Source organism: Klebsiella sp. GFKo11 (genome assembly GCF_056490265.1).
The window spans coordinates 3,179,152-3,199,552 of record NZ_CM151369.1; the positions used below are offsets into that span (position 1 = coordinate 3,179,152).

Genomic DNA, 20,401 nt, shown 5'->3' on the forward strand with positions numbered 1-20,401 from the left:
GATCAGCAGCTGTTGCAGACTCTTACAACGGGTAATCTTCACTTATTCTCGCTCCCTGATCGTTAATCAGCGTAATGCGTACGCTTTTCATCCCTGCTGGTGCTTTCCCTGAAAAGGGGAAAAAGTGGTCACTAAAAGGCGGAATAACAACGTCCTTATCCCCGAAACGAACGGTCTTATTCCCTGACGGCGACACCGAAGAGGCGGTGACGTAAAACGGCTGGTTACTGGTCACTTTCACGCCGGTTTTGCCGTCCAGGACAGCATGACTGACCCGCAGGTTTTGTAGTATTTCCTGTGGATTACCGTCTATTCCTGCGGGACGATAAAGAAGCTTGACCCGGTTACGTAGCATCACCAGGATGCCATTCTGTTTACGTCCATCAGGGGCGTCAGCCACGTTGGCGGGTGGAACCTGCATGAAGTTGAACCAGAACAGCGACTCCCGGTCTTGCGGCAAAGGTTTCGCGCCCGTGTAGACAATTCGCAAAATCTGGCCTGCGCCGGACTGAATGCGAAAAACCGGAGGTGTGACAATGAAGGGGACGGATGCTGATTGTTCTGAACCGTTTTTCGGGTTGCCATCATCAACCCATGCTGTAATGACGTAAGGAAAATTATCGACATTCCGTAACTGCACGTCGGTGGATTTAGCCCCGCCATTATAAATGACACGGGTTCCCAGCATGGTGACACTGGCCTGCGCCGTACTGATGGCGGCAGAGGCCAGAAGAAATCCCAGAATGCCGGGAAGTACCGCTTTGTAATAAAGTTTTTTCATCCGACACGTCCATGACGATACGACGGGAGGAGCCCCCCGTCGCAATGACCGGTAATTACGGGTAAGTAACGGCGTACTGTAAGGAAGCCTGGACGGTACCTACAGTTGCTGCACCGGTGGCATAGTAACGAGCGGTGTAGGTGGCAGAAGCTTCGGTATCGCCGGCTGGCAGGAGCAGATCAGGGCTGGTGTAGCCGCCTGTCAGGTTAATCGGCGTCCCCGTCGTATTAAGCAATTGGATATCGACATTGTTCGCGGTACCGGTGTTGCCCAGACGACCCGCATCAGTCACATTGTTGCCTACGAAGACGGTCGAAACAGTCACGTCATCTTCAGAAACCGTGCAGTTTGAAATGCCCAGGTCAAAAGTGGTGTCTTTGTCTGTTGCACCGCTAATAGCCAGATCTGCCGCACGGGCCGTTGGGAGTAACACGACAGGGGCCACTTCGTTACCGTTAATAGTTACAGTACAGGTCTGGTCCGCAACAGCTCCCTTGAAAGTGATCGTGTTATCCGATAAAGCTAGTGCACTGGTAGATAACAGGGCAGAGGAAACAGCGGCAGCGATGAATAATTGATTTAATTTCATAAAAAAACAAACTCCGTTTTGCATTAAAAACACTGACGGATATTCCGTCAGCGGTGGTTAACCCGCCAGAATTATTCTGAGCGTCACAAGCAGTAACGACGGGCATATTCGAATTTCAGTTTTAAAAAACACACTATTACTATTAATGATTTAGGTTAGACCAGTTTTTTCCGCTACCCTAAAAGCATCGGCCCTGATTATATTAGTGCCAATTTGCCACCCTGAATGTTACAGCGGCTATTAAGCGCTATACGGCTCCACTTAGCGTGATTAAATCCCGACAGATCTGAATATTGACGGCATTGCAGTGCTGCAGTCCGTATTGCATTAAAGTTTTTCGTTTTAAGCGATAAAGATGCTTGGCACCGGTTTCCATTTTCATCTCCAACTGCTGCGGGGAATATCCGCGGCTGAGGTAACAAAACAGACGAATTTCCCGCACCGAAAGCCTCCTGTGAGTCAGGGGATAGTGGCTGATTTGACTGAGGCAGGCCATTAGGTCACTCATGCATGTACCGTGCGGAATCAGCCACGGGAAGCGTCCGTCATTGAAATAGCGATGACCATGATTCTCTTTTAACATAATAACTACTCTGCTGGTTGCCATGCCTGGAAGCATAGCAATCCTGCTCCGCTCTCCAGTATGTGATACATGAATAACCACCACATCCCCGAAAGAGGGAGAGAATTTACCCGGCGCATCGATAACAGGAATACAGTAAACATTCCCATCATAAATTTCATTATGGGCCTGAATACCTGATAAAAAAAATAGATTGTCAGATATAAAATAATAATCCATAAATTTCTTTTGCTGTCGGTTGTAGTTATTAAGGCAACTAGGCATTAATTCTTCCCTGTCAAGAAACAATATCTAATGCACTGTGACTGAATATCCATTAGCCACATCAATGTTCTTTTAAATAAACAATTCAGCAATCAATCTCATATGCAGGAGAAGTGTTGTCTGAGAAGTACTTACGTATAAAAGATATTTAAATTATTAACTGATAGTTTCAAATGATTACAATCGTTTAAAACGATCAATAGGAATTAATTTGATAGTTAGTGACTATCAAAGGGGTGTTTATTGATCGCTTAACTCGATTAAATAAATGTTAAATAATATGATGCCGATAAGTATTGCAGAGTAGCGTAGCCGTTAGATTTAATATAAATACGCAATGTTACTCGCCTTTAAAACCGAAGAAATACTGCAAATGTAAGACCAAATGACCATTTGGCGGAATAAACATCGATGACATATATATCAACCTGTTAATTAAATTATGTCATTAGGGGGAATAATCTTATAGAAGAAACGCGTGAATAAGGCAAAAAATGACTTGTCAGGCTGAATCTATGATGGACCAAAATGGCGGAAATAAGTATCAGAGCAGATCCCGTCATCGATTATTTTCAGATTTTTATAGCAATAAATATGTATCATTTCACTTGTAAATATTGAGTTAGTCAATGAATTATCCGTATGACAACCCACGACAGCTCAAGAGATAGTTTTATTGAGCGCTGGGATTTCTTCTCTGTGGGTTTCCTGCGCCGACGCGAGGGGCCATCTCCGGCAGGCAGTGCCTGAGAACGGTTAAGCGCGCGTTCCCTGCGCTGACCGATACTGCTTCACTGCCAGAAGGGCCGACGGCCGACGGGCTTATCGCAGTCGATTCTGGTCGCCGCCTGCACCCCGCCCATCGGTATATATGCCAGTACCAGCGCGCCGATAATCAGTAACCCAGCCATAAACCACAAGCTGGCATTAAAATTCCCGGTCATTTCCCTGTCCCAGCTTGAGGTTTGTTCGCTAGACGTAATAGATTAATAAATTCAAGTGTCCGCCCGAGTCGCTTATTGTCCACGATAGCCCCCTGGTCAATTTCCTGAAGACGATCATAGGTGGAGTAGGGAAGAGTAACCCCGTTAAACCGTAGCTCTTTCCCGCCATCCGGGTAGTGCCAGACCTCGATATATTTTCCGATTGCCTTGCGACTGATTTCATTGTCTTCAATCAGATAGAGCACTTTTTCATACTGAACCGTCAGTGATTTTGAAACTCGGCGCGGTTCCCGCCATGTGAAAAAAGCAGCCAGATCATCATCATGTTCAAGTGGCCGGTGAACATCAAAGTCATGCCGGGGCGCTTTAGCAAAGCGCCGGTTGTAATCGACCATAAACTCATCTGCAAAATCATTGGCAGCATCCACTGAAGAAATGCCCCTGAGCCGGAGCTCCTTTACGAGGCGATCCTGAAGCGTCAGATGAGCACGTTCCACGCGGCCTTTAGCAGAGCTTGTATTGGCGCAGATAGTCTGGATATTCAGTTCGTGCATCGCACGGCCAAACTGGGTATAGCCGTCGCCACCGGTGGCATTTTTATTGTTGATTCTGAAGACGCTGGCTTTGTCGCTGTACAACGCCAGTGGCTTGCCATGCTTTTCCAGATAGCCCCGGGTGGCTTCAAAATAAGTGAAGGTCGATTCCGATTTCACAAAGAGGAGTTGCATCAGGCTACTGGTTGCATCGTCAACGCAGACCAGTGCAGTACAGGCAGGCGCACGGTTCTCGAACCAGTGATGGTCGCAACCATCAATCTGTATCAGTTCGCCGCAGCAGGCCCGCCGATAGCGTGGCTGCTGAATTTTTGGCGCACGTTGTTTGCGGGGTATCCAGAGACCGGCTTTGACCATGAGTGAACGGACAGTCTCTTTGGACAGGTGAACATCGTGCAGTTCTGCGAGTTTCTCACACGCCAGCGTCGGCCCGAAGTCGGCATAGCGTTCGCGGATAATATTGAGTGCGTACCGGGCAAGACCATCAGGCAACTGATGGTTGCTGGGTTTTCCGCGACGACGGTTAGCCATACCAAGCGGGCCAGATTCGTGGTAACGCGACAGAAGGCGTCGGCACTGGCGATCGGAAATACCCAGGCGCTGCGCTGCCATTTGAGTTGTCAGACGGCGATCAACGACATCCTGAAGGATTTTGAGTCGATTAACTTCATCCAAAGTGAAAAACTCCGCTGCATGAGCCGCCATGGGGATCTTCCTGTTGATTATACATGACGGACATCTTAACTTAGCCTTAGCCCAAAGCGGACATTACAACTTTGCTGTTACATCCTCTGTCAAGGCTCAGTAGAAATGTCTAATCACTGGCTCGTTAGAAATGTCTATTGGGTGCCAAGTTTTAATATTATAAAAAAAGATTTAGATGTGATGACTGGGAATGTGCAACGAAGGTTAAGAGTTACCATTTTTTTCGTATCAGGATTTGATGCTTATATCAAGCTGGTAACTCTGAATCATTTAAACCAACAATTTGACAGGTTTTAAAATAATACTCTAAATTATTTACGCCCTACATCTAACCGTTACGCATCCTCATGGTTCGGGTCATATCATACGAGCATTTATCTCTGTCATTATATGTTAACTCTATGAGTTTTTCCAAATTTTCAGGATTCCAGCATATCTGATCCCAATTAACGACTGAAATGTAAGAATCCTTTTTCATAAAATTATCAATTATCCTTGCTGGCATATATGGAAATCTTTCTTCAAATGTTGATCTTTTATCAATGTTTGTCCATGAAGAGATTCCTGGGTGTATTTGCTCTTTTTCACTTTCCCCATGAGTAGACCTGATATAGGTCGTTCCTGTGCTCGGTAAATTGACAACTAATATGCCTGATTTTTTGTTTTTTGGGCTATCTCTCATACTGGAGAATACCTCCCAATCAATATGTTTTCTGTTTTTTGTTTCCAATCCAACAAGTAATATTAGAACCGAAGTATCTCTAAGGTAATCATCCCTAATTATTTCTCTTATTTTTTGAGCCTCTTCATCTTCGTCAATATCGCCAAGTGAGACTGAGCGATTTATGAATATATCATGCTCTTTATTCATTTCTTCTAAGCGATTTTTGTACAGCTGATCATTTGCATGATGATAGCTGATGAATACATTATGCTTCCCCATTACTTTTATCCTTTAGCTGTGTGTACCTCTTTCATTTTGCACCATAATCCATATCATATAACAGCACTTTTTTTGAGTACATCGTTTTGTCATGGCATTCGATTATGGCATACTAAAGAAGACCTAGACGCCTTAAAACCCCGTATCTTGCACCTCTATCTCGCTATACGTGTCCGGGTCACGCGCCCATAGCAGCAGTGGACTAAGGAGTATGTAATATGTCTGACCCAAGTCTAGCCAAGCCTTTTCTGGTTATTTATATTGTCTGGCACCCAATGTTTTCCGGTGGAGCTGCATTAGCAGAAACACTTCGTAGTCATTTTCGTCGTGAACTTTACAAGAATATTGCGGGTGGAACCGGTTTGAGTGTTATTTTTCGGTTTGAAGTATTGCCTGAAACAGGGAAGCCACTGGCAATTAACTTTTCTGAATCAGAAACGACGGCGGTTATCGTACTTGCCGAATCAAATATGGCAAAGGACCACGATTGGAACATTTGGCTTCATGAACTCTCGGCGGAGACAGTAAACGCTGGATTGGGCACTCACATTTTTCCTGTGGCGATTGAACATGAAGGATTATCAACTGGCCTTGAGGAACAGGCCGTACGTTGGGATCTTTGGCTTCAAGAAGATAGCAACGATGTAGCATCGATGCAGCTTCGATTAATCAGCACCCTAACTTATGAATTTTGTCGGATGTTGCGCCACTATCTTGAACATCTAAAGCAACCAGACAAATCTGATGATGAACTGCTTCAATACCTTCGAAAAGTCCAGATATTCCTTAGCCATTCTAAACATGATTCGGATGGTGAGCGGATTGCATACTTAATACGAGATCAATTGCACAAGGGGAATGGGCTTAGCTCATTTTTTGATGTCCATGACATCCCAGTCGGGCTTCGTTTTAATGAAGTACTGCTTAAGCAAGTTGCGCAAAGTGCTGTCGTCGCTATTCACACTGACACTTATTCTTCACGTGAGTGGTGTCGGAGAGAAATTATTGAAGCTAAGCGTTACAGCGTACCATTAGTTGTCGCAAACTGTATCAATGAGCTTGATGAGAGGGGGTTTCCCTATATGGGGAATGTACCAATCGTTCGGATGGACCCTCAACAAACAAATCGTATTAGTATAATTATTGCGCGTTTGTTGGATGAGGTTTTGAAGGATTTTCTATGGCGTTGCCGTGTTCAATTGGTTGATTGCAATGAATCTAATATTCGGTTCGTTCCACGAACGCCTGAATTAATTTCGCTTGCAGGCCTATCGTTTTCAGGGAATGGGCAACCGTTGATTATTTATCCTGATCCACCTTTAAGTGCTGAAGAGGAACGCTTATTTGAAGAAATTAAACCAGAAATTAAATTTCGCAGTTTTACTGAGTGGATGGCAGGAGGGATTGCATAATGGCTTATCGGGAAGCACTGAGTCAGCAAGTAATTGCAATTTCAATATCTGATAGCCCGGATATGCCGCTACTGGGGCTGAGTGAGCAACACTTATCTGATGCCATGACAGAAATATCAAGGCATCTTTTGGCGCTTGGATCCAGAATTGTGTATGGAGGAGATCTACGCATAAATGGTTTTACCTCATTATTGTTTGAACTGGTATCCCGACACCGTAGGGATGCGGATGAAGGAGATGAACGTCCGAGTGTATTGAATTATCTTGCATGGCCAGTTCATATGCAAAAAGATGAAGCTGAATTAATCGCCCTTAGTAATCATCTTAGTGGAATGGCGGAACTAGTTTTGTTTGACCGCGATGGTTCACAATTGCAACTGCAAGAACGAATACAGCGAGCAGTGGTAACTCCACTAGAAGATGACTGGAGAATAGGGCTGACTGCTATGCGTAATGCTATGTTACGTGATACGCATGCCAGAATAGTTCTAGGGGGACGCATTGAAGGTTACAAAGGAACAATGCCGGGTATTGCCGAGGAAGCGTTGATGTCAATTAAAGCGAAGCAGCCGCTTTTTATTATGGGTGGTTTTGGTGGATGTGCTAGAGATGTTGCTGAATCGCTCAACATTGCCTCCCCGATTAGTTCTGCTGAAAAACATTGGCCAGGCCGTGAAATGTTTAATGGCTTTACTTTTGACGATCTCAATAATGGTTTGTCACAAGAAGAAAATATTATACTAGCTCAGACACCCCATGTAGATCAGGGCATAACAATGATCTTGAGGGGACTTTTCCGTAAATACAGTTGAATATGCTTATAGTTTACAGCTACACAGAGACAACTTGATTATGAGGTTTTCGATGTTTGTTGCCATAATTTCTCTGCAAGCATCAATTGCCTTACCGTTTCGACTGACAGGTTGATACTCTCAGACGTTATCAGCATTCTTTGTGCCTGTGTCGGCCCCACGCTCTGGCACTCAGTTTTCAGAAAATGAATAACGCGGGCTTTAAGCTCTACCTGAAGCCGGTGATTACTGGGTTTTCCGCGCCGCTGGCTGACTAACCCGACAGGTCCTGCCTGTAGGTATTGCGCAATCAGACGGCGGCAGTGACGTGGCGTTATCTCCATTGACGCAGCCGCTTCCGTCAGACTTAATTCACTGGCCAGCACAGCCTCAATGAGTTCCAGTCGGTAGCGTTCCCTGAGAGACATCATCACTTTTTCATCTGTTTCTGGCATATTTGGCCTCTTTTTCAGGATTTTTTACTCGTTGTTGCTCGTTTGCCTCGGTTCATCTTTTACCAAAAATGGCCTCCGAGCTACCCTGAAGCTTTAACATGGCTTCAAGCATGTCATCTTCGTTCAGTGAACGCTGAGATTTGTTAATACTGGGTGCATGCCGTCTGCGGGAAGGTTCATCGCCAGCAGGTACCGACTGTGACCGGTTATTGTCACGTTTTCTCTGGACCTGCCTGGCAACGTCCAGCACATGGCCCAGTCTTTTATTATCTGCAATCGCGACGGGGTCAACTTCCGACAACCGGTCATAGGTGGAATAGGGGAGCAGCACATCATTCAGGCGCAGTTCCTTATGCCCGTCAGGATAATGCCAGACATCGATATACTTACCGATGGCCCGACGGCTGTACTCACTGTCTTCAATCAGATAAAGCAGTTTATCGTACTGTACTGTAAGGTTTTTTGAAACTCGCCGGGGTTCGCGCCAGGTAAATTCCGCATCAAGATCATCGGTTAATGTCAATGGCCGGTGAGCATTGAAATCATGCCGGGGGGCTTTGGCAAACCGCTTGTTGTAATCGGTCATGTATTCTTCGGCAAACGCATTTGCTGCTTCTATCGTACTGATCCCTTTTAACCTGAGCTCTTTAACCAGCCGGTCCTGAAGTGTCAGATGGGCGCGTTCAACGCGGCCTTTTGCCTGACTGGTTTCCGCGCACAGAGGGGTGATATTAAGGCAGCGCATGGCCCTGGCAAACTGGGTTTCACCGGGACCTGTGGTGGCGTGTTTATTATTGACTCTGAACACGCTGGCTTTATCGCTGTAGAGGATCATGGGTTTACCGTATTTCTCGATATAGCCACGGGTCGCTTCAAAATAGGTGAATGTGGATTCAGATTTCACAAACAGCAGGTGCATCAGGCGACTGGTGGCATCATCAACATAGACCAGAGCAGTACAGGGCCGACCCCGATTTTCAAACCAGTGATGGTCGCAGCCATCAATCTGGATCAGCTCGCCGGTACAGGGGCGTCGATAACGGGGCTGGTGAATTTTCGGCGGACGTTGTCTGCGGGGGATCCAGAGTCCGGATTTTATCATGAGGCGTCTGATGGTTTCCTTGCCAAGGACGAGACCGTGAACTTCTTCCAGCTTTTCCCGTGCCAGTGTCGGACCAAAATCAGAGTAGCGTTCCCGAATGATACTCAGCGCCAGCTCAGTCAGTGATGTGGGCAGCAGGCGGTTTCCGGTGCGACCGCGACTCTGGTTGTTCATACCAAGCGGTCCGGACTGACGATAACGTTTCAGCAGACGGCTGCAATGGCGTGGCGTGATGCCGAGCATCTCCGCAGCCTGGCCAGGACGCAGGTTGCGATCGATGACGTCCTGAAGGATTTTTAGGCGGTTAATTTCTTTCACGGTGAACATCCCGGCGTCATGTATAGCCATAGAAAACTCCTCATCAGGAAAAAGCGAGTCGTTGACTAGACATACAGGTCTGAAAACTATAGCCTGGACATTCCTAATGAGCCACAAATAGACATTAGCATTGAGCCCCTACATCCTCAGTGCGCATAATGTATATTATGTTAAATCACCTACTGTGGTAAATAAGTTCATATGACACTCCCACTAACTGATAAATCAATACGTTAGGATTTCTGATCTCCCTCTCGTTTCTTGCATTAGGTACAGAGTACATTCTCTTCATATCCATGATAATTTTGAGGTAAATATTGTGTATTCACTAAAGCAGTTGGTTATCTCAGGCCGTAAAAGGCGATGGATCCTGATGGACTTGGAAACCTCTCTGCCGTTGCTGTATCCCCTTAGGTACCATATTGACCATTTGGCTTTCCGCTCATTGTCCACACAGTCAGCTTCACTTCAATCTGTGAAGTTTTTTTACGAATTCTGGAGGCAAAAGTATGGTGTCTCGTTTTGCTACAGCTTCTATTCATCTGACCACAATCCAGACATTGCTGTCGGTGAAATGCCCGCATTTTGGATGTATCTAGAAAATGGCCACAACGTCCAGTCAAATGTGTTGTCTTTAACGAGAGTCACAAAAGCCAATAGCTTAACTCATACAGTTAGAGTTCGTGCTGTGATCCATTTCATTTCTTTTTTGATTAACACCTACATATCACCTGCATACCGGGATGACTCTCCCAAAGCATTATCACTTTTGGCTTCGCGTTTACACACCCGTTTACAGCTTTGCCGGGAGAATTATCGAACGCTTACATCAAACAAATTTTCGCAACATAGTCACAGCAGCCAAGGATTTCAGAGTTTGTCTGGGGCAATGGTGCTCAGCCTGTATGGAATAATAACCCCCTCTTCTGCCCAAAAGCATAACCCGCTAAATCCTTTCCCTTCCGGGCATCTTCAGTTCCGCAATTTTTTGATTATTCGTCTGTTGTTAAATTATGGTTTACGAACAGGTGAGCTATTGTTGTTAGAGTGCAGCTCAATTAAACCTAATTTAAAAGGTGATAAGTTTAGTTTGATTGTGACAACTGTCGACGAGGCATACGAACCAAGAAAGAATGCGCCATCTCTCAAAAATGCATGGGCTAATCGTGTGTTGGAGCTCGATAAGCAGGATTATATTTTTTTAAGCATTTATATAGCAAAGCTTCGACCAAAAACTGATAAACACGATTTCATCTTTACATCGAGTCAACAGTCAGCGAAGCCTTTGTCCTACACATCAGTTCATTCTATTTTTTCGAAAATAGATCAGGTCTTCACTAACCAATATCCAGAGTACAAATCACCGTTGTACTCTGACTCGTTGCAACGATTGACTCCGCATACAACCCGACATACTTGGGCCTTTTTGACATTGCAAAAAATATGGCATTTAAAATATTTGAAAAGCCAGCAAAATAAAACACACTTTATTGCTGAAGTCCCTTCCCTCTCAGGGATAATGGAAGAAGCCAAAGATGAACTACGACTGATGGGGGGATGGAGTCCGACAAGTCAAATGCCTGATCTATATGCAAAACGTTTCCTGTCTGAGCAGGCTAATGCTGCCAATGTCCAACGAATTATTCAAGACAATGCAGCGCTACATAATACGTTAGATACTATAATGGATAGCACATGTACTGGGGCACACCTCTCTTGCCGTAGCTAAATACTACATTATGGCAACTCCCGCGTTGGCCTTGATCCGTGCTAAAGCGCTTGGGTCGAATCCCGTTTGGCAAAATATGGTGGCTATGATGCTCACTGGGGAACTGGTCGACTCAGCACATTGGAAAGGCCATCCAGTGGTGGGACTCGTTGGTGACGAGTTGCATGATAAAATTGGTGGTTGCTCCAGGAACAGTAGTACATGCCCTTTCAGCGAAGTGCGTTCTTGTTACGGCTGTCTGTATTATCGCCCTTTTACGGATGGTGAACATCAGGCTCTACTTGAATGCGTCAAAAAAGAAGTCGATGAACTAATCGCTATTTCAGACGGTGTAGGTAATTCCCGAAATCCGCTCATTTTAATCCATGAAACCACACAGTTTGAAATTGAGTCTGTTATCGCCCGCTGCCGTTTTCATCAGGAACAGGTGAAGTCCAATGAAAAATCACTTTGAGCATTTTCAGGCTTTTATTGAAGAGCAAAAAAAATGGTTCGAACAGCACCTGTCTGCTGATTTTGCCCAAACATGGAATGATCATATCTGGGTAAGTGGTAACCAGGGAAGTGGATGGTTGCGAGGGAACGGCAGAAATACATTACGTTTTGATGAGATGAACAGATTCAAAGGTATTGTAGAACATCTGCCCATCGACAAAGAATATAGTCAGTTCATGAAAGCTATGCTGGTAGTGGTTTACCGACAGGGAAATAGGAGTATGTCGCCAGCGGTGGCAAAGGCAACTTTGATGATTCTGAAACGATGGTACCATGCGATGCTTTATGAGACAGGACAGACCCATCCATCTTACCTGAGCACAGTTGTCATTCAACGAGCGATGGATCTTCTCAGTAGCGTTTCATCTCCTAGTGACCCCAATACAGCTAACTATAAAGGGCGGTGCGTTAGCCTTCAAAAATTGGTCAATCACTTCACATTTACGTTGGTTAAACTGCAATACAACTCTGATGTGAAGTATACCAACAAAACCAACTTGACCCGCAAAGCCCGGGAAACCATGGCGCTGAAACAGCAGGCCAAGCTGTCTGATACCACTACCGATGGTGAAGATGCGTTGATTACCATTCGCGGATTTCTGAACATAGTTGCATTAATCCAGCGGGTGGAAAGTGATGCTGAGAAAATCGCGTTAAATTGCCTGTTGTTATTGGTTATTACCGGCTTTCGCTCCATTGAAGCGTTTAATCTCAGACAGGATGCCCTGTTTAAACGCCAGATTGATGATCCGGCAATCTGCAAACGATTTCAGGACAAGGGATTACCCGATTATTTTCTTGGTATCCGTTATGTTGGTGTCAAAGGTGCTGGGTAGCGAACGCATTGGGTAGAACCGCTGGCAGTACCGCTGGTCGAGAGTATATTCAGTACCGTTAAAATGTTGACCGCACCAATACGCAGCCATCTTACCTATCTACGGGCAAAATCTTTTGCTGATTACCTGCCACAGGCCATCAGCAACATGCCCGGTGAACGAGTCGAACTGGACGATGTGGTGAAGTACATCACCCAAACTACCTCAAGTTTTCGGGGCCGGGCAGGACAACGGGACAAAACATCCAAAGCCCTTAGCAAAAGAGGTGTGCTGCCCGTTCAAGAAATACCAGGCCCGAAAAACAGCAAATCTATCTATTATTCCAAGACTGCTCTCAATCATTACATTAAGACCGAATTTGGCCTGGCGAATGCCAACGAACCCTGTACACACGCCTGGATGGAAAATGGCAAACGCTACCAAGTTAACTACGAGGATCTGCTATTTCTACACGAGAAGGGTTCGCTGGCATTAAAGCGCACACTGGCTTTGCTGGCTACACCGATACCCTTCACTAACACACTTATGAATAAATTCTTAGGCAACGTTGAGCCTGATGGATCAGTATTCAGCAAATATCAATTACTGGAGGAGGATGGCACCTCGACGCGGATGCGTACCCACATTCCCCGGCACAACATCAATACCTTTCTTGCTATTGCGGATATCTCTGACCACTTACAGGCAATGTTGATGGGTCGAGTGGACATCACGCAGAATCAGCATTATCAACATCTGGCGCTTGCAGAACGGCGAAAAGCCGCCTCGTTGGTGCCCTTGCAGCCGATTTCGACAGCACTAACTGTCTCGCCCTCTTCGTCCTCCATTGCTACGCCACTGGATATCGTCAAACGGACCGGCCAACTGGCGGTCACGGAACACATGACTTTGGACAATACCATCAAAGCCAACCTGCATACTTTTGACGATCGGGATGATGTAGCCAGGTTTGTCGAGGCGTCATTTGCTAACGGCCTCTTTGAAGATGTTGCTGCCGCCTTTGAAGAAATCCGCGACGCAGAAGGACCAGAGCAAGCCTCTGACATGGTGGCAAGACATGCCGTGCTGTATCCGCTGAAATTTGGCTCCTGTATGCGGGAAGTTAACCTCTGGGGATGTCCTTATCGACTGAAATGCCAGAGTGCTGCCTTTTGTGAACATTTCACGCTGACAGGCCGGATAGATGAGCTACCAAATCTGATTGCCAAAAAACAGGCTTTACAGCAAGCACATTCGAAGTTGACCCAACTTACTCAACATCAGCCTGATTACCAGACCAGACTGGCCGACATCGAACGACGGTTACAGCAACTCGAGGCAATACAAGCACAATGGCATCGTCGTGCCAAGACTCAACAACTGGTTGCTGCTGAGAGTGTGTTGTCTGGTGGAGTAATCACCGAGGGCAAAGTCCGTACACTGGCCCAGCTTTTTGCACTTGAATACCAACAATTGATGCAGGAGAATGATCGATGCGCGGCAAGGAACTGAACACACTGATTGAGCACGAATTACAACTGATGCTGGTTGAAGGCTTTGACAAGTCCCCTATTTCCGCCAAGGCCCTGCATATTAGGCTCAAGGCAAAAGGTATCGTTAACGGTGGTTTAAGTACGCTGAGCAGCCTAGAGCGTAAACGCCTAATTGCTGCCTATGTTGACCAGCAACTTGGCCCATTGAATCTACGCCCAAAAGAAAAACAGCAATACGTCAACCGCAAAACCCGTCAGGCTTTGCTGGCCAGAAACCAGCAGTTGCAGGCTGAAGTCAGTGAATTGCGAGACCAATTAGCGCAAAATACCCTTTCGTTGATAGAAATTGTCAAAGCGGTAAAAATCAATTCGGTTATACCGGTGGAAAGCCTGTTGGCCAACCATATGATTCGGGAACTACATAAGTCGTCATAATTCTGACATGGAAGATTTAGCCGACAGCTTCCCGGTTGTCGGCAGAATGCTGGTTGTATTGATAAACATATATTTATGGCTCCCTCTTTTGAGTTTGTTATCTGAGAGGGCGTCTCCCACTGTAATGTCCTGCTTGGTTCATTGCATCAGTGTAATGCTACACTTTCGTTACCTTCAAAAAGTTCAGTCGCTTTATATGTAATATCATTTTTTGTCAGCATGCTTTTCGCCTGGATGCCTTTTGAGTGCTTCGATAAGATTACTTCGCTCTTCCTCTGTCATCCGGGATATGAGTAATGCAAGTTCAGCTGTGGTCTGATCATCACAAAAAAAGTAGTTCAACGGCACGTTTAACTCTGCCGCCATCCGTCGAAGCGTATCAATATCGGGGACATGGCGCCCTTTCTCATAATGATTCATACGACTGCTAGCCGAAGCGGGATCAAACCCAACAAGGAGGCCCAATGAGCGCTGTGATAAACCCGCCCTGCTTCTCGCTTCCTTAAGTCTTTCTGGTATCGGATTTTTTTCAGACACTGATTCATCTTCATTGGCCTCGAATGCTTAGATTGTCTAAGTATCTGCCATTGTTGTATACTTAGCAATCCTAAGTTAACTGCCTTGTTTTAGTCATATGAATAGTCGAGTATCCAACGCTGAGTCGTACATATTTTCCGCAATAATCTATATTGCTAAAGATAACTTCACCAGTAACGATGTGGCTCAAATTCTTATCGAGCGATTTTCACTTCCGAAAAGTTATTTTAAGGTAAAAGCTTTTGCTTATAACCAAATTCAGTGTTTAGTTAGAAAAGGATTATTGAGTAAAGTCAGAAAATCAGGCGCGTATCAATATGTATACTCAGTCACATCTGAATTCAATGTCGTAAAGAAAAGCGTAGAGTTAATTGAGGCACCCAAAAAAAATTCCAGTCAACTTGTTTTAAGTGCTACCAGTCATGAATACAGAAATGTAAATATTCAAATAAGAACTCTTATTGAAAAATACAGCAGCGAGTTGGAAAAAGTATCAGGAGCAAAGGAGATTTATGAAGAGTTGATAATTGCCGTGCCGAGCAGGGAAAATGAATTCAGAAAACTTTCTCTCGAGCAAGAGAAAAAGCAAATTAAGATAAATGAAAAAATAAACACATTGATTGGGATTTTTAATAAAACCATTGCAATAAGGCAATGACTTTTAAAAAACATTTAAAGTTAAATAAGTCCATGAAAGAGAGAGGGCAAAGCAGAGTCCGCCCTCTCCCTTCACACACTGATAAGCCTCATTACAAAGAGGATAACAGCGTGCACCACTATATGCTAGTCCTTAATAAATATAATATCAGTCAGCCCCAGATGCAACCTTTAAAATTTCAGCACTATTAGTTAAACAACGAGCTCATTCTTACACCTTATAAGGTGTAAAGTAATAAAACACCCTAAAGGCTGTTTTTTTTGCGAGGAGTGAACTTATTATAAAGCAATCGACATGGTCACCTACTTATGGATACTCTTTTTCCGGTTAGACTTCTTAGCCAGTTACGCCCGCTTTTAATTGGTTTTCGTAAATCAAAAGGATTAACTCAAAGAGAATTATCTGCCAGGTTGGGTGTAACTCAGCAGACTTATGCTCGCCTTGAGGCAAATCCTTCAAAAGCAAGTGATCCCTTCCCTGTAAACAGTGAGCGTTATAATTCTTGCCATTTCGACTATACGTCACCCAGGCCTGTAGACGTTGACACTATTCGCGAAAAAAAAGTGGTGCTTTAATGCGAAACATTCCGCTCGGGATGAAGCAATGCAAACATTCGGTAAAGGCCTTTTTTATTATCGGAGAGAAGCGTTAATTACGATAACCCTGAATAGTTAGCCATCACATGCAATTCATGGAACGGTAAGTAACCAAACTACATATCAGCCAACAGCATCCCGGCCATTCCATCCAGGCGTTTTTTTACCTTTTCCCATCCGGGCATAACCTGCCCCATCAGCCGGTAAAACTCCTCGCTGTGGTTGTGCTCAGCAACGTGGCATAGCTCATGGAGCAATACATAGTCGATGCATTCCGAGGAAGCCTTTACCAGCCACGGGTTAAGTGTCAGGCAGCCTTTTGCAGAACAGTTTCCCCATTGCGTCTGCATTGCTCGTAAACGTATCGGAGGACGCTCACTTACCCATAAGGTTTGCGGTATCAGTAAATCCAGTCTGCGTTGAAACACATTTCTTGCACGTTCCCGATACCACTCAGCCAGCACCGCCTTAACGCGTTCAGCGGATTTGTGTCTGACGGTGACTTCCAGACGGCCCCGCAACATTTTCACTTTTTGCGGGACAGCAGCATCTTCTGTTACTTTCAACTGGTATTGCTTGCCAAGGTAGTAATGGCTTTCGCCACTCACGTACTGGCGCGGGACGATATGTGTTTGTTGCTCCCTGAAGTCGCGCAGTTGCTGGTATATCCAACGCCCTCGTTTTTTCAGCGCAGACAGCACATCCTGCTCCGGCGTTCCGGATGGTACAGATGCGACTACCCGGCAGTCCGGATGAACCTTGATAAGTATCCTGCCTTTGACGACCTGCCGCAGAGCACACTGCACCACGATGGTTTCATCACCATAAACAAACCGTACAGCATTTATGGATAGTGACTTTTTCTCACTCATGATTTCATCAAACCAACGCGCAGGATCTGGATGATGGTTTCAACGATACGGTTTACCTGGTTCATTCCAGCACCGATCTCTCGACAGGCAGTAAACAGTCGCGGCAACAGGCTTGTCTTAACGGCTTTCTCAATATCCTGAGGATTGAGGGAATTTTCCGAAACCGCTTTGACAATAATAGTGTCCACTTCGAAAGCCAGCTTCGTCCATTTATCCTGAACCTGATCATCGTTTACCGCGAAAACCTCAGGTAGCTCTTTTTTAAATACTCCGTAGTATGCTTGCGCATGTTTGTTTACGGCCAGCGCATCCGGGATGTCGCTGAGTTTGCGGGTTTCCACCTGCGCCTCAAACTCGCGGAAAAGAAGATATTGCTTCAGCGGATGGTCGAACAGTTTTTCTGCTTCTTCGATAGCCATACGCAGAAGTTTGGAAAATGCCTCCTGAGCATACGGGTCATCACGCAGCTCCTGCTCAATCATCTTCGTCACGCGGGTTTTAATGATGTCGGTTTCATTGCGGGTTTTGTTGCTGTCCCACTCTTCGGGCTTTTCGCTCTTGCCCATTTTACCGACTTCATACACGCCATCCGGTTCACGAACCTCAACGCCGGTGACATGCTTATCCAGCAATTTTTTCACCTGCTCCGAGTAGTCGTCATAATTGACCTGCTCACCACTGACCTGCATCGCCCACTGGCGCAGGCTGGACATCTGTTTTACGGTTTCTTTATAGAGATTTCGGTCTTGTTCCGTAAAGCTCTTGTCGGTGAAGAAGGTGGCGGACTGCAGCGCTACTTTCAGGCATCCGGCAAAGGCCGTTAGCGCCTCGAAGAAATCATCACGGGTTTTCTGATGGATATCGACCATCTCTCCGTCACGTTCTTCCATTTTAGGCACCAGTACTGCACGTAACTGCTCAGTATCATTTTTGTTTTTAACACCGGCAAATATGGCCCACAACTGGTTATACAGATGCGGCAGACGTTTATATTCAGAACTCATGGCGCTGTACAACCCGTCAATATCTTTGATATCGTATCCGCCCTGAGTTCGGGAGGCGAGGTCCTGATATTTGCTGATAGTCGTGTCCAGCTCAGCCAGAATACCGCGATAATCAATCAGCAGACCGAACTTTTTTAGTGGATGCAGTCGGTTCACCCGCGCAATCGCCTGGATAAGGTTGTGGGACTTAAGCGGCTTGTCGATATACAGCACGGTATTCTTCGGCTCATCAAACCCGGTGAGCAGTTTATCAACGACTATCAGCAATTTGAGCTTCTCATCGGTATCGAAACGACTGATGATATTGCGGGTATACACAGACTCATCCTGCGTGCCGACGTTATCTTTCCACCATTTCGTCACTTCCGGCAGTTTGCTTTCATCCACCTCAGTATTCCCTTCCCGGGTATCCGGCGGGCTGATAACTACAGCTGACTCAAACAACCCGGCTTCATCAAGATACTTTTTATATTTGATGGCGGAAATCTTGCTGTCGCAGGCAAGCTGGCCTTTCAGTCCCTCATCAATATTCTTCGAGAAGTGCGTGGCGATATCGAGTGCGATCAGACGGATGCGATCATCTGCACTATAAACCTCACCTTTACGGGCATATTTACGCTTAAGGTCGGCTTTTTGCGCTTCGCTTAACCCATCGGTAATACGATCAAACCAGGCATCTATTGCCCGATCGTTAACCTCAAGGTCGGGAATACGTTCTTCATACAGCAAAGGTGTAACGGCTTTATCTTCTACCGCTCGCTGCATGGTATAAGCGTGGACAATCGGTCCGAATTTATTGGTGGTCTTATCTTCTTTTAGCAATGGCGTACCAGTAAATGCTACAAAGGCGGCGTTCGGCAGTGCCAGTTTCATTCGCACATGGTTCTCACCACCCTGGCTACGGTGTCCTTCATCAATCAGAACGATGATATCGGGGCTGGTATTGACGCATTCAGGAAGTTTTGTCGCTGAATTAAATTTCTGGATTAGGGTGAAAATGATGCGTTCTTTACCGGAGCCAATCTGTTTCGCCAGCATCTGCCCGGATGTCGCCATTGCATTGGCTTTGTCTTTTTTCCCGGCCAACTCGCCGCCGGATGCAAAGGTATTGCTGAGCTGTTCTTCAAGATCGATACGGTCCGTCACCACCACGATACGACACCGCTTCAGGCTGTCATGAAGAATCAGCGCCTTGCTGAGGAACACCATGGTGTAAGATTTACCTGACCCCGTGGTATGCCAGATCACCCCACCTTCCCTGCCCCCGTCTGGTCTGCGGGTACTGATGCGTTCCAGCAGTCTTTTTATCCCGAACACCTGCTGATAGCGGGCAACAATTTTTCCGGTTTTTTTATCAAACAGGGTGAAGAAGCGGGTCATCTCCAGCAGACGTTCCGGTGAAAGCAGACTGATGAGCAGCTTATCCTGCCCGCTGACTGCCAGTTCCCCCCCATCGATTAACTGTTGATACCATTTGAGATCGACTGAAGGACGATGATCAAACAACGCATGAATTTGTTCAGTCGATAACTTATGGTTGCGCAGCGCATACATCTGCGCGTAAGTAATATCTTCTTCGCGCCATGCCGCCCAGAATTTCATTGGTGTATGACAGGTACCGTAGCGCCCGTCATGCCCGTTAATCGACAGTAATATCTGGCTGTAAGCAAACAGCTGCGGGATTTCGTCGTTGAGCTGATTGCGGATACTCTGGGATATCCCTTCGTCAATGGTTGGCCCTTTCTTGCCGTGACCCGCCGGGCTTTTCGCTTCAATGACGGCCAGCGGGATACCATTCACAAAACACACAATATCCGGCCTGCGGGTTTCGACACCGCCTGACCGCAATACCGTAAATTCTTCGGTAAAATGGAACTGGTTATTTTCCGGATGTTCCCAGTCGATCAGCGCAATGGTGGGGTTCACCTTCTTGCCATCGACAAACTCCGTGACGGCGATACCGTAGAGCAGATGGTTATACATCCGTTCATTGGCTTTGAGCAGCCCTTCATTGAGCGCCGGAGAACAGACCTGTGATATCAGGTTATCCAGTGCTTTTTCCGATAACTGGCAGGTTTTGCCACCCGCCATAAAGGAACGCTTCGACAGCTCTTCACGCAGAACCGGACGCAGCACCACCTCATCCTGTTTATAGCCCCGGTAATCCATAATCTGTTTCGGAGATAAAAACGTCCAGCCGAGGCTGGTCAGTAACGTCAGTGCCGGAATTTTGGCGCTGTATTCTTCCTGGAATTTTGGCGTGTACGTCTGGTTCATCATTAATCCTTTTCTTTCTGGCGCTACTCGCTACTGGTCACATGAAGAT

At 45.9% G+C, this 20,401-nt stretch carries 15 protein-coding genes and 4 pseudogenes; 8 read left to right on the forward strand and 11 right to left on the reverse strand.

The features are described from left to right. Positions 1-22: 22 nt before the first annotated feature. The 6 genes and pseudogenes from AC07P6_RS15540 to AC07P6_RS15565 form a co-directional block, all read right to left on the reverse strand. Positions 23-781 carry a fimbria/pilus periplasmic chaperone gene (locus AC07P6_RS15540; protein ID WP_434663780.1) on the reverse strand — a complete coding sequence of 253 codons (759 nt, stop codon included), beginning with the start codon at positions 779-781 and terminating at the stop codon, positions 23-25. Positions 782-836: 55 nt separating this feature from the next. Beyond that, positions 837-1,370: a fimbrial protein gene (locus tag AC07P6_RS15545; protein WP_434663777.1), complete on the reverse strand. Its 534-nt coding sequence runs from the start codon at positions 1,368-1,370 to the stop codon at positions 837-839. A gap of 247 nt (positions 1,371-1,617) precedes the next feature. Then, on the reverse strand, positions 1,618-2,172 hold the full coding sequence (locus tag AC07P6_RS15550; protein ID WP_434663775.1) for a helix-turn-helix transcriptional regulator: 555 nt from the start codon (positions 2,170-2,172) through the stop codon (positions 1,618-1,620). A gap of 836 nt (positions 2,173-3,008) precedes the next feature. Next, positions 3,009-3,167 (reverse strand): annotated as a pseudogene (locus tag AC07P6_RS15555) (4-hydroxyphenylacetate permease); the annotation flags it as partial. A 26-nt stretch (positions 3,168-3,193) separates the two neighbouring features. Beyond that, positions 3,194-4,420, reverse strand: a pseudogene (locus AC07P6_RS15560) (ISNCY family transposase); the annotation flags it as partial. Positions 4,421-4,748: 328 nt separating this feature from the next. Continuing rightward, positions 4,749-5,363 (reverse strand): TIR domain-containing protein, encoded by a 615-nt coding sequence (locus AC07P6_RS15565; protein ID WP_044715444.1) that lies wholly within the window; start codon positions 5,361-5,363, stop codon positions 4,749-4,751. 218 nt (positions 5,364-5,581) lie between these two features. Between AC07P6_RS15565 and AC07P6_RS15570 the strand changes: the two genes are divergently transcribed. After that, positions 5,582-6,775, forward strand: a complete 1,194-nt coding sequence (locus AC07P6_RS15570) for a toll/interleukin-1 receptor domain-containing protein (protein ID WP_044715445.1) — start codon at positions 5,582-5,584, stop codon at positions 6,773-6,775. Next, a complete protein-coding gene (locus AC07P6_RS15575) occupies positions 6,775-7,587 on the forward strand; it encodes a hypothetical protein (protein ID WP_044715446.1) in 813 nt (270 codons plus the stop codon). The genes AC07P6_RS15570 and AC07P6_RS15575 overlap by 1 nt, the downstream gene beginning before the upstream one ends. A gap of 38 nt (positions 7,588-7,625) precedes the next feature. Here the strand turns inward: AC07P6_RS15575 and AC07P6_RS15580 are convergent, their stop codons facing one another. Both AC07P6_RS15580 and AC07P6_RS15585 read right to left on the reverse strand, forming a co-directional pair. Next, on the reverse strand, positions 7,626-8,021 hold the full coding sequence (locus tag AC07P6_RS15580) for a helix-turn-helix domain-containing protein (RefSeq protein WP_044715447.1): 396 nt from the start codon (positions 8,019-8,021) through the stop codon (positions 7,626-7,628). Positions 8,022-8,073: 52 nt separating this feature from the next. Continuing rightward, complete coding sequence (locus AC07P6_RS15585; RefSeq protein WP_044715449.1) at positions 8,074-9,471, reverse strand: ISNCY family transposase; 1,398 nt, start codon at positions 9,469-9,471, stop codon at positions 8,074-8,076. A 343-nt stretch (positions 9,472-9,814) separates the two neighbouring features. On the opposite strand from AC07P6_RS15585, the gene AC07P6_RS15590 reads away from it, so the two are divergent. The 4 genes and pseudogenes from AC07P6_RS15590 to AC07P6_RS15605 all read left to right on the forward strand — a co-directional run bounded on the left by AC07P6_RS15590 (position 9,815) and on the right by AC07P6_RS15605 (position 14,408). After that, positions 9,815-11,170, forward strand: coding sequence for a site-specific integrase (locus AC07P6_RS15590; RefSeq protein ID WP_478316921.1), 1,356 nt, complete (start codon positions 9,815-9,817; stop codon positions 11,168-11,170). After that, positions 11,130-11,624 (forward strand): annotated as a pseudogene (locus AC07P6_RS15595) (site-specific integrase); the annotation flags it as partial. The gene AC07P6_RS15590 and the pseudogene AC07P6_RS15595, both read left to right, overlap by 41 nt. Beyond that, positions 11,608-13,992 (forward strand): annotated as a pseudogene (locus AC07P6_RS15600) (hypothetical protein). The pseudogenes AC07P6_RS15595 and AC07P6_RS15600, both read left to right, overlap by 17 nt. Then, on the forward strand, positions 13,974-14,408 hold the full coding sequence (locus tag AC07P6_RS15605; protein WP_001214175.1) for a hypothetical protein: 435 nt from the start codon (positions 13,974-13,976) through the stop codon (positions 14,406-14,408). Before AC07P6_RS15600 ends, AC07P6_RS15605 begins: the two are co-directional and overlap by 19 nt. Before the next feature lie 204 nt (positions 14,409-14,612). On the opposite strand, the gene AC07P6_RS15610 is transcribed toward AC07P6_RS15605, so the two are convergent. Continuing rightward, positions 14,613-14,945: a helix-turn-helix domain-containing protein gene (locus AC07P6_RS15610; RefSeq protein WP_024189840.1), complete on the reverse strand. Its 333-nt coding sequence runs from the start codon at positions 14,943-14,945 to the stop codon at positions 14,613-14,615. 97 nt (positions 14,946-15,042) lie between these two features. Here AC07P6_RS15610 and AC07P6_RS15615 point away from each other — a divergent pair, with 97 nt between their 5' ends. Continuing rightward, positions 15,043-15,603, forward strand: coding sequence for a hypothetical protein (locus tag AC07P6_RS15615; protein ID WP_478316922.1), 561 nt, complete (start codon positions 15,043-15,045; stop codon positions 15,601-15,603). 308 nt (positions 15,604-15,911) lie between these two features. Then, the gene (locus AC07P6_RS15620; protein ID WP_226489521.1) at positions 15,912-16,178 is read left to right on the forward strand and encodes a helix-turn-helix domain-containing protein; all 267 of its coding nucleotides are present in this window, start codon (positions 15,912-15,914) and stop codon (positions 16,176-16,178) included. A 137-nt stretch (positions 16,179-16,315) separates the two neighbouring features. On the opposite strand, the gene AC07P6_RS15625 is transcribed toward AC07P6_RS15620, so the two are convergent. Together AC07P6_RS15625 and AC07P6_RS15630 are read right to left on the reverse strand one after the other, a co-directional pair. Beyond that, positions 16,316-17,071: a M48 family metallopeptidase gene (locus AC07P6_RS15625; protein ID WP_001459733.1), complete on the reverse strand. Its 756-nt coding sequence runs from the start codon at positions 17,069-17,071 to the stop codon at positions 16,316-16,318. Then, the gene (locus AC07P6_RS15630) at positions 17,068-20,352 is read right to left on the reverse strand and encodes a type I restriction endonuclease subunit R (protein ID WP_001741679.1); all 3,285 of its coding nucleotides are present in this window, start codon (positions 20,350-20,352) and stop codon (positions 17,068-17,070) included. The genes AC07P6_RS15625 and AC07P6_RS15630 overlap by 4 nt, the downstream gene beginning before the upstream one ends. Positions 20,353-20,401: the final 49 nt, after the last annotated feature.

Bases quoted from the DNA above. Each gene is read 5' to 3' on its own strand.
- AC07P6_RS15630 (WP_001741679.1), bottom strand. From the start codon at position 20,352: ATGAACCAGACGTACACGCCAAAATTCCAGGAAGAATACAGCGCCAAA.
- AC07P6_RS15620 (WP_226489521.1), top strand. From the start codon at position 15,912: ATGGATACTCTTTTTCCGGTTAGACTTCTTAGCCAGTTACGCCCGCTT.
- AC07P6_RS15545 (WP_434663777.1), bottom strand. From the start codon at position 1,370: ATGAAATTAAATCAATTATTCATCGCTGCCGCTGTTTCCTCTGCCCTG.
- AC07P6_RS15615 (WP_478316922.1), top strand. From the start codon at position 15,043: ATGAATAGTCGAGTATCCAACGCTGAGTCGTACATATTTTCCGCAATA.
- AC07P6_RS15575 (WP_044715446.1), top strand. From the start codon at position 6,775: ATGGCTTATCGGGAAGCACTGAGTCAGCAAGTAATTGCAATTTCAATA.
- AC07P6_RS15585 (WP_044715449.1), bottom strand. From the start codon at position 9,471: ATGGCTATACATGACGCCGGGATGTTCACCGTGAAAGAAATTAACCGC.
- AC07P6_RS15590 (WP_478316921.1), top strand. From the start codon at position 9,815: ATGGACTTGGAAACCTCTCTGCCGTTGCTGTATCCCCTTAGGTACCAT.
- AC07P6_RS15625 (WP_001459733.1), bottom strand. From the start codon at position 17,071: ATGAGTGAGAAAAAGTCACTATCCATAAATGCTGTACGGTTTGTTTAT.
- AC07P6_RS15565 (WP_044715444.1), bottom strand. From the start codon at position 5,363: ATGGGGAAGCATAATGTATTCATCAGCTATCATCATGCAAATGATCAG.
- AC07P6_RS15570 (WP_044715445.1), top strand. From the start codon at position 5,582: ATGTCTGACCCAAGTCTAGCCAAGCCTTTTCTGGTTATTTATATTGTC.
- AC07P6_RS15550 (WP_434663775.1), bottom strand. From the start codon at position 2,172: ATGGATTATTATTTTATATCTGACAATCTATTTTTTTTATCAGGTATT.
- AC07P6_RS15580 (WP_044715447.1), bottom strand. From the start codon at position 8,021: ATGCCAGAAACAGATGAAAAAGTGATGATGTCTCTCAGGGAACGCTAC.
- AC07P6_RS15540 (WP_434663780.1), bottom strand. From the start codon at position 781: ATGAAAAAACTTTATTACAAAGCGGTACTTCCCGGCATTCTGGGATTT.
- AC07P6_RS15605 (WP_001214175.1), top strand. From the start codon at position 13,974: ATGCGCGGCAAGGAACTGAACACACTGATTGAGCACGAATTACAACTG.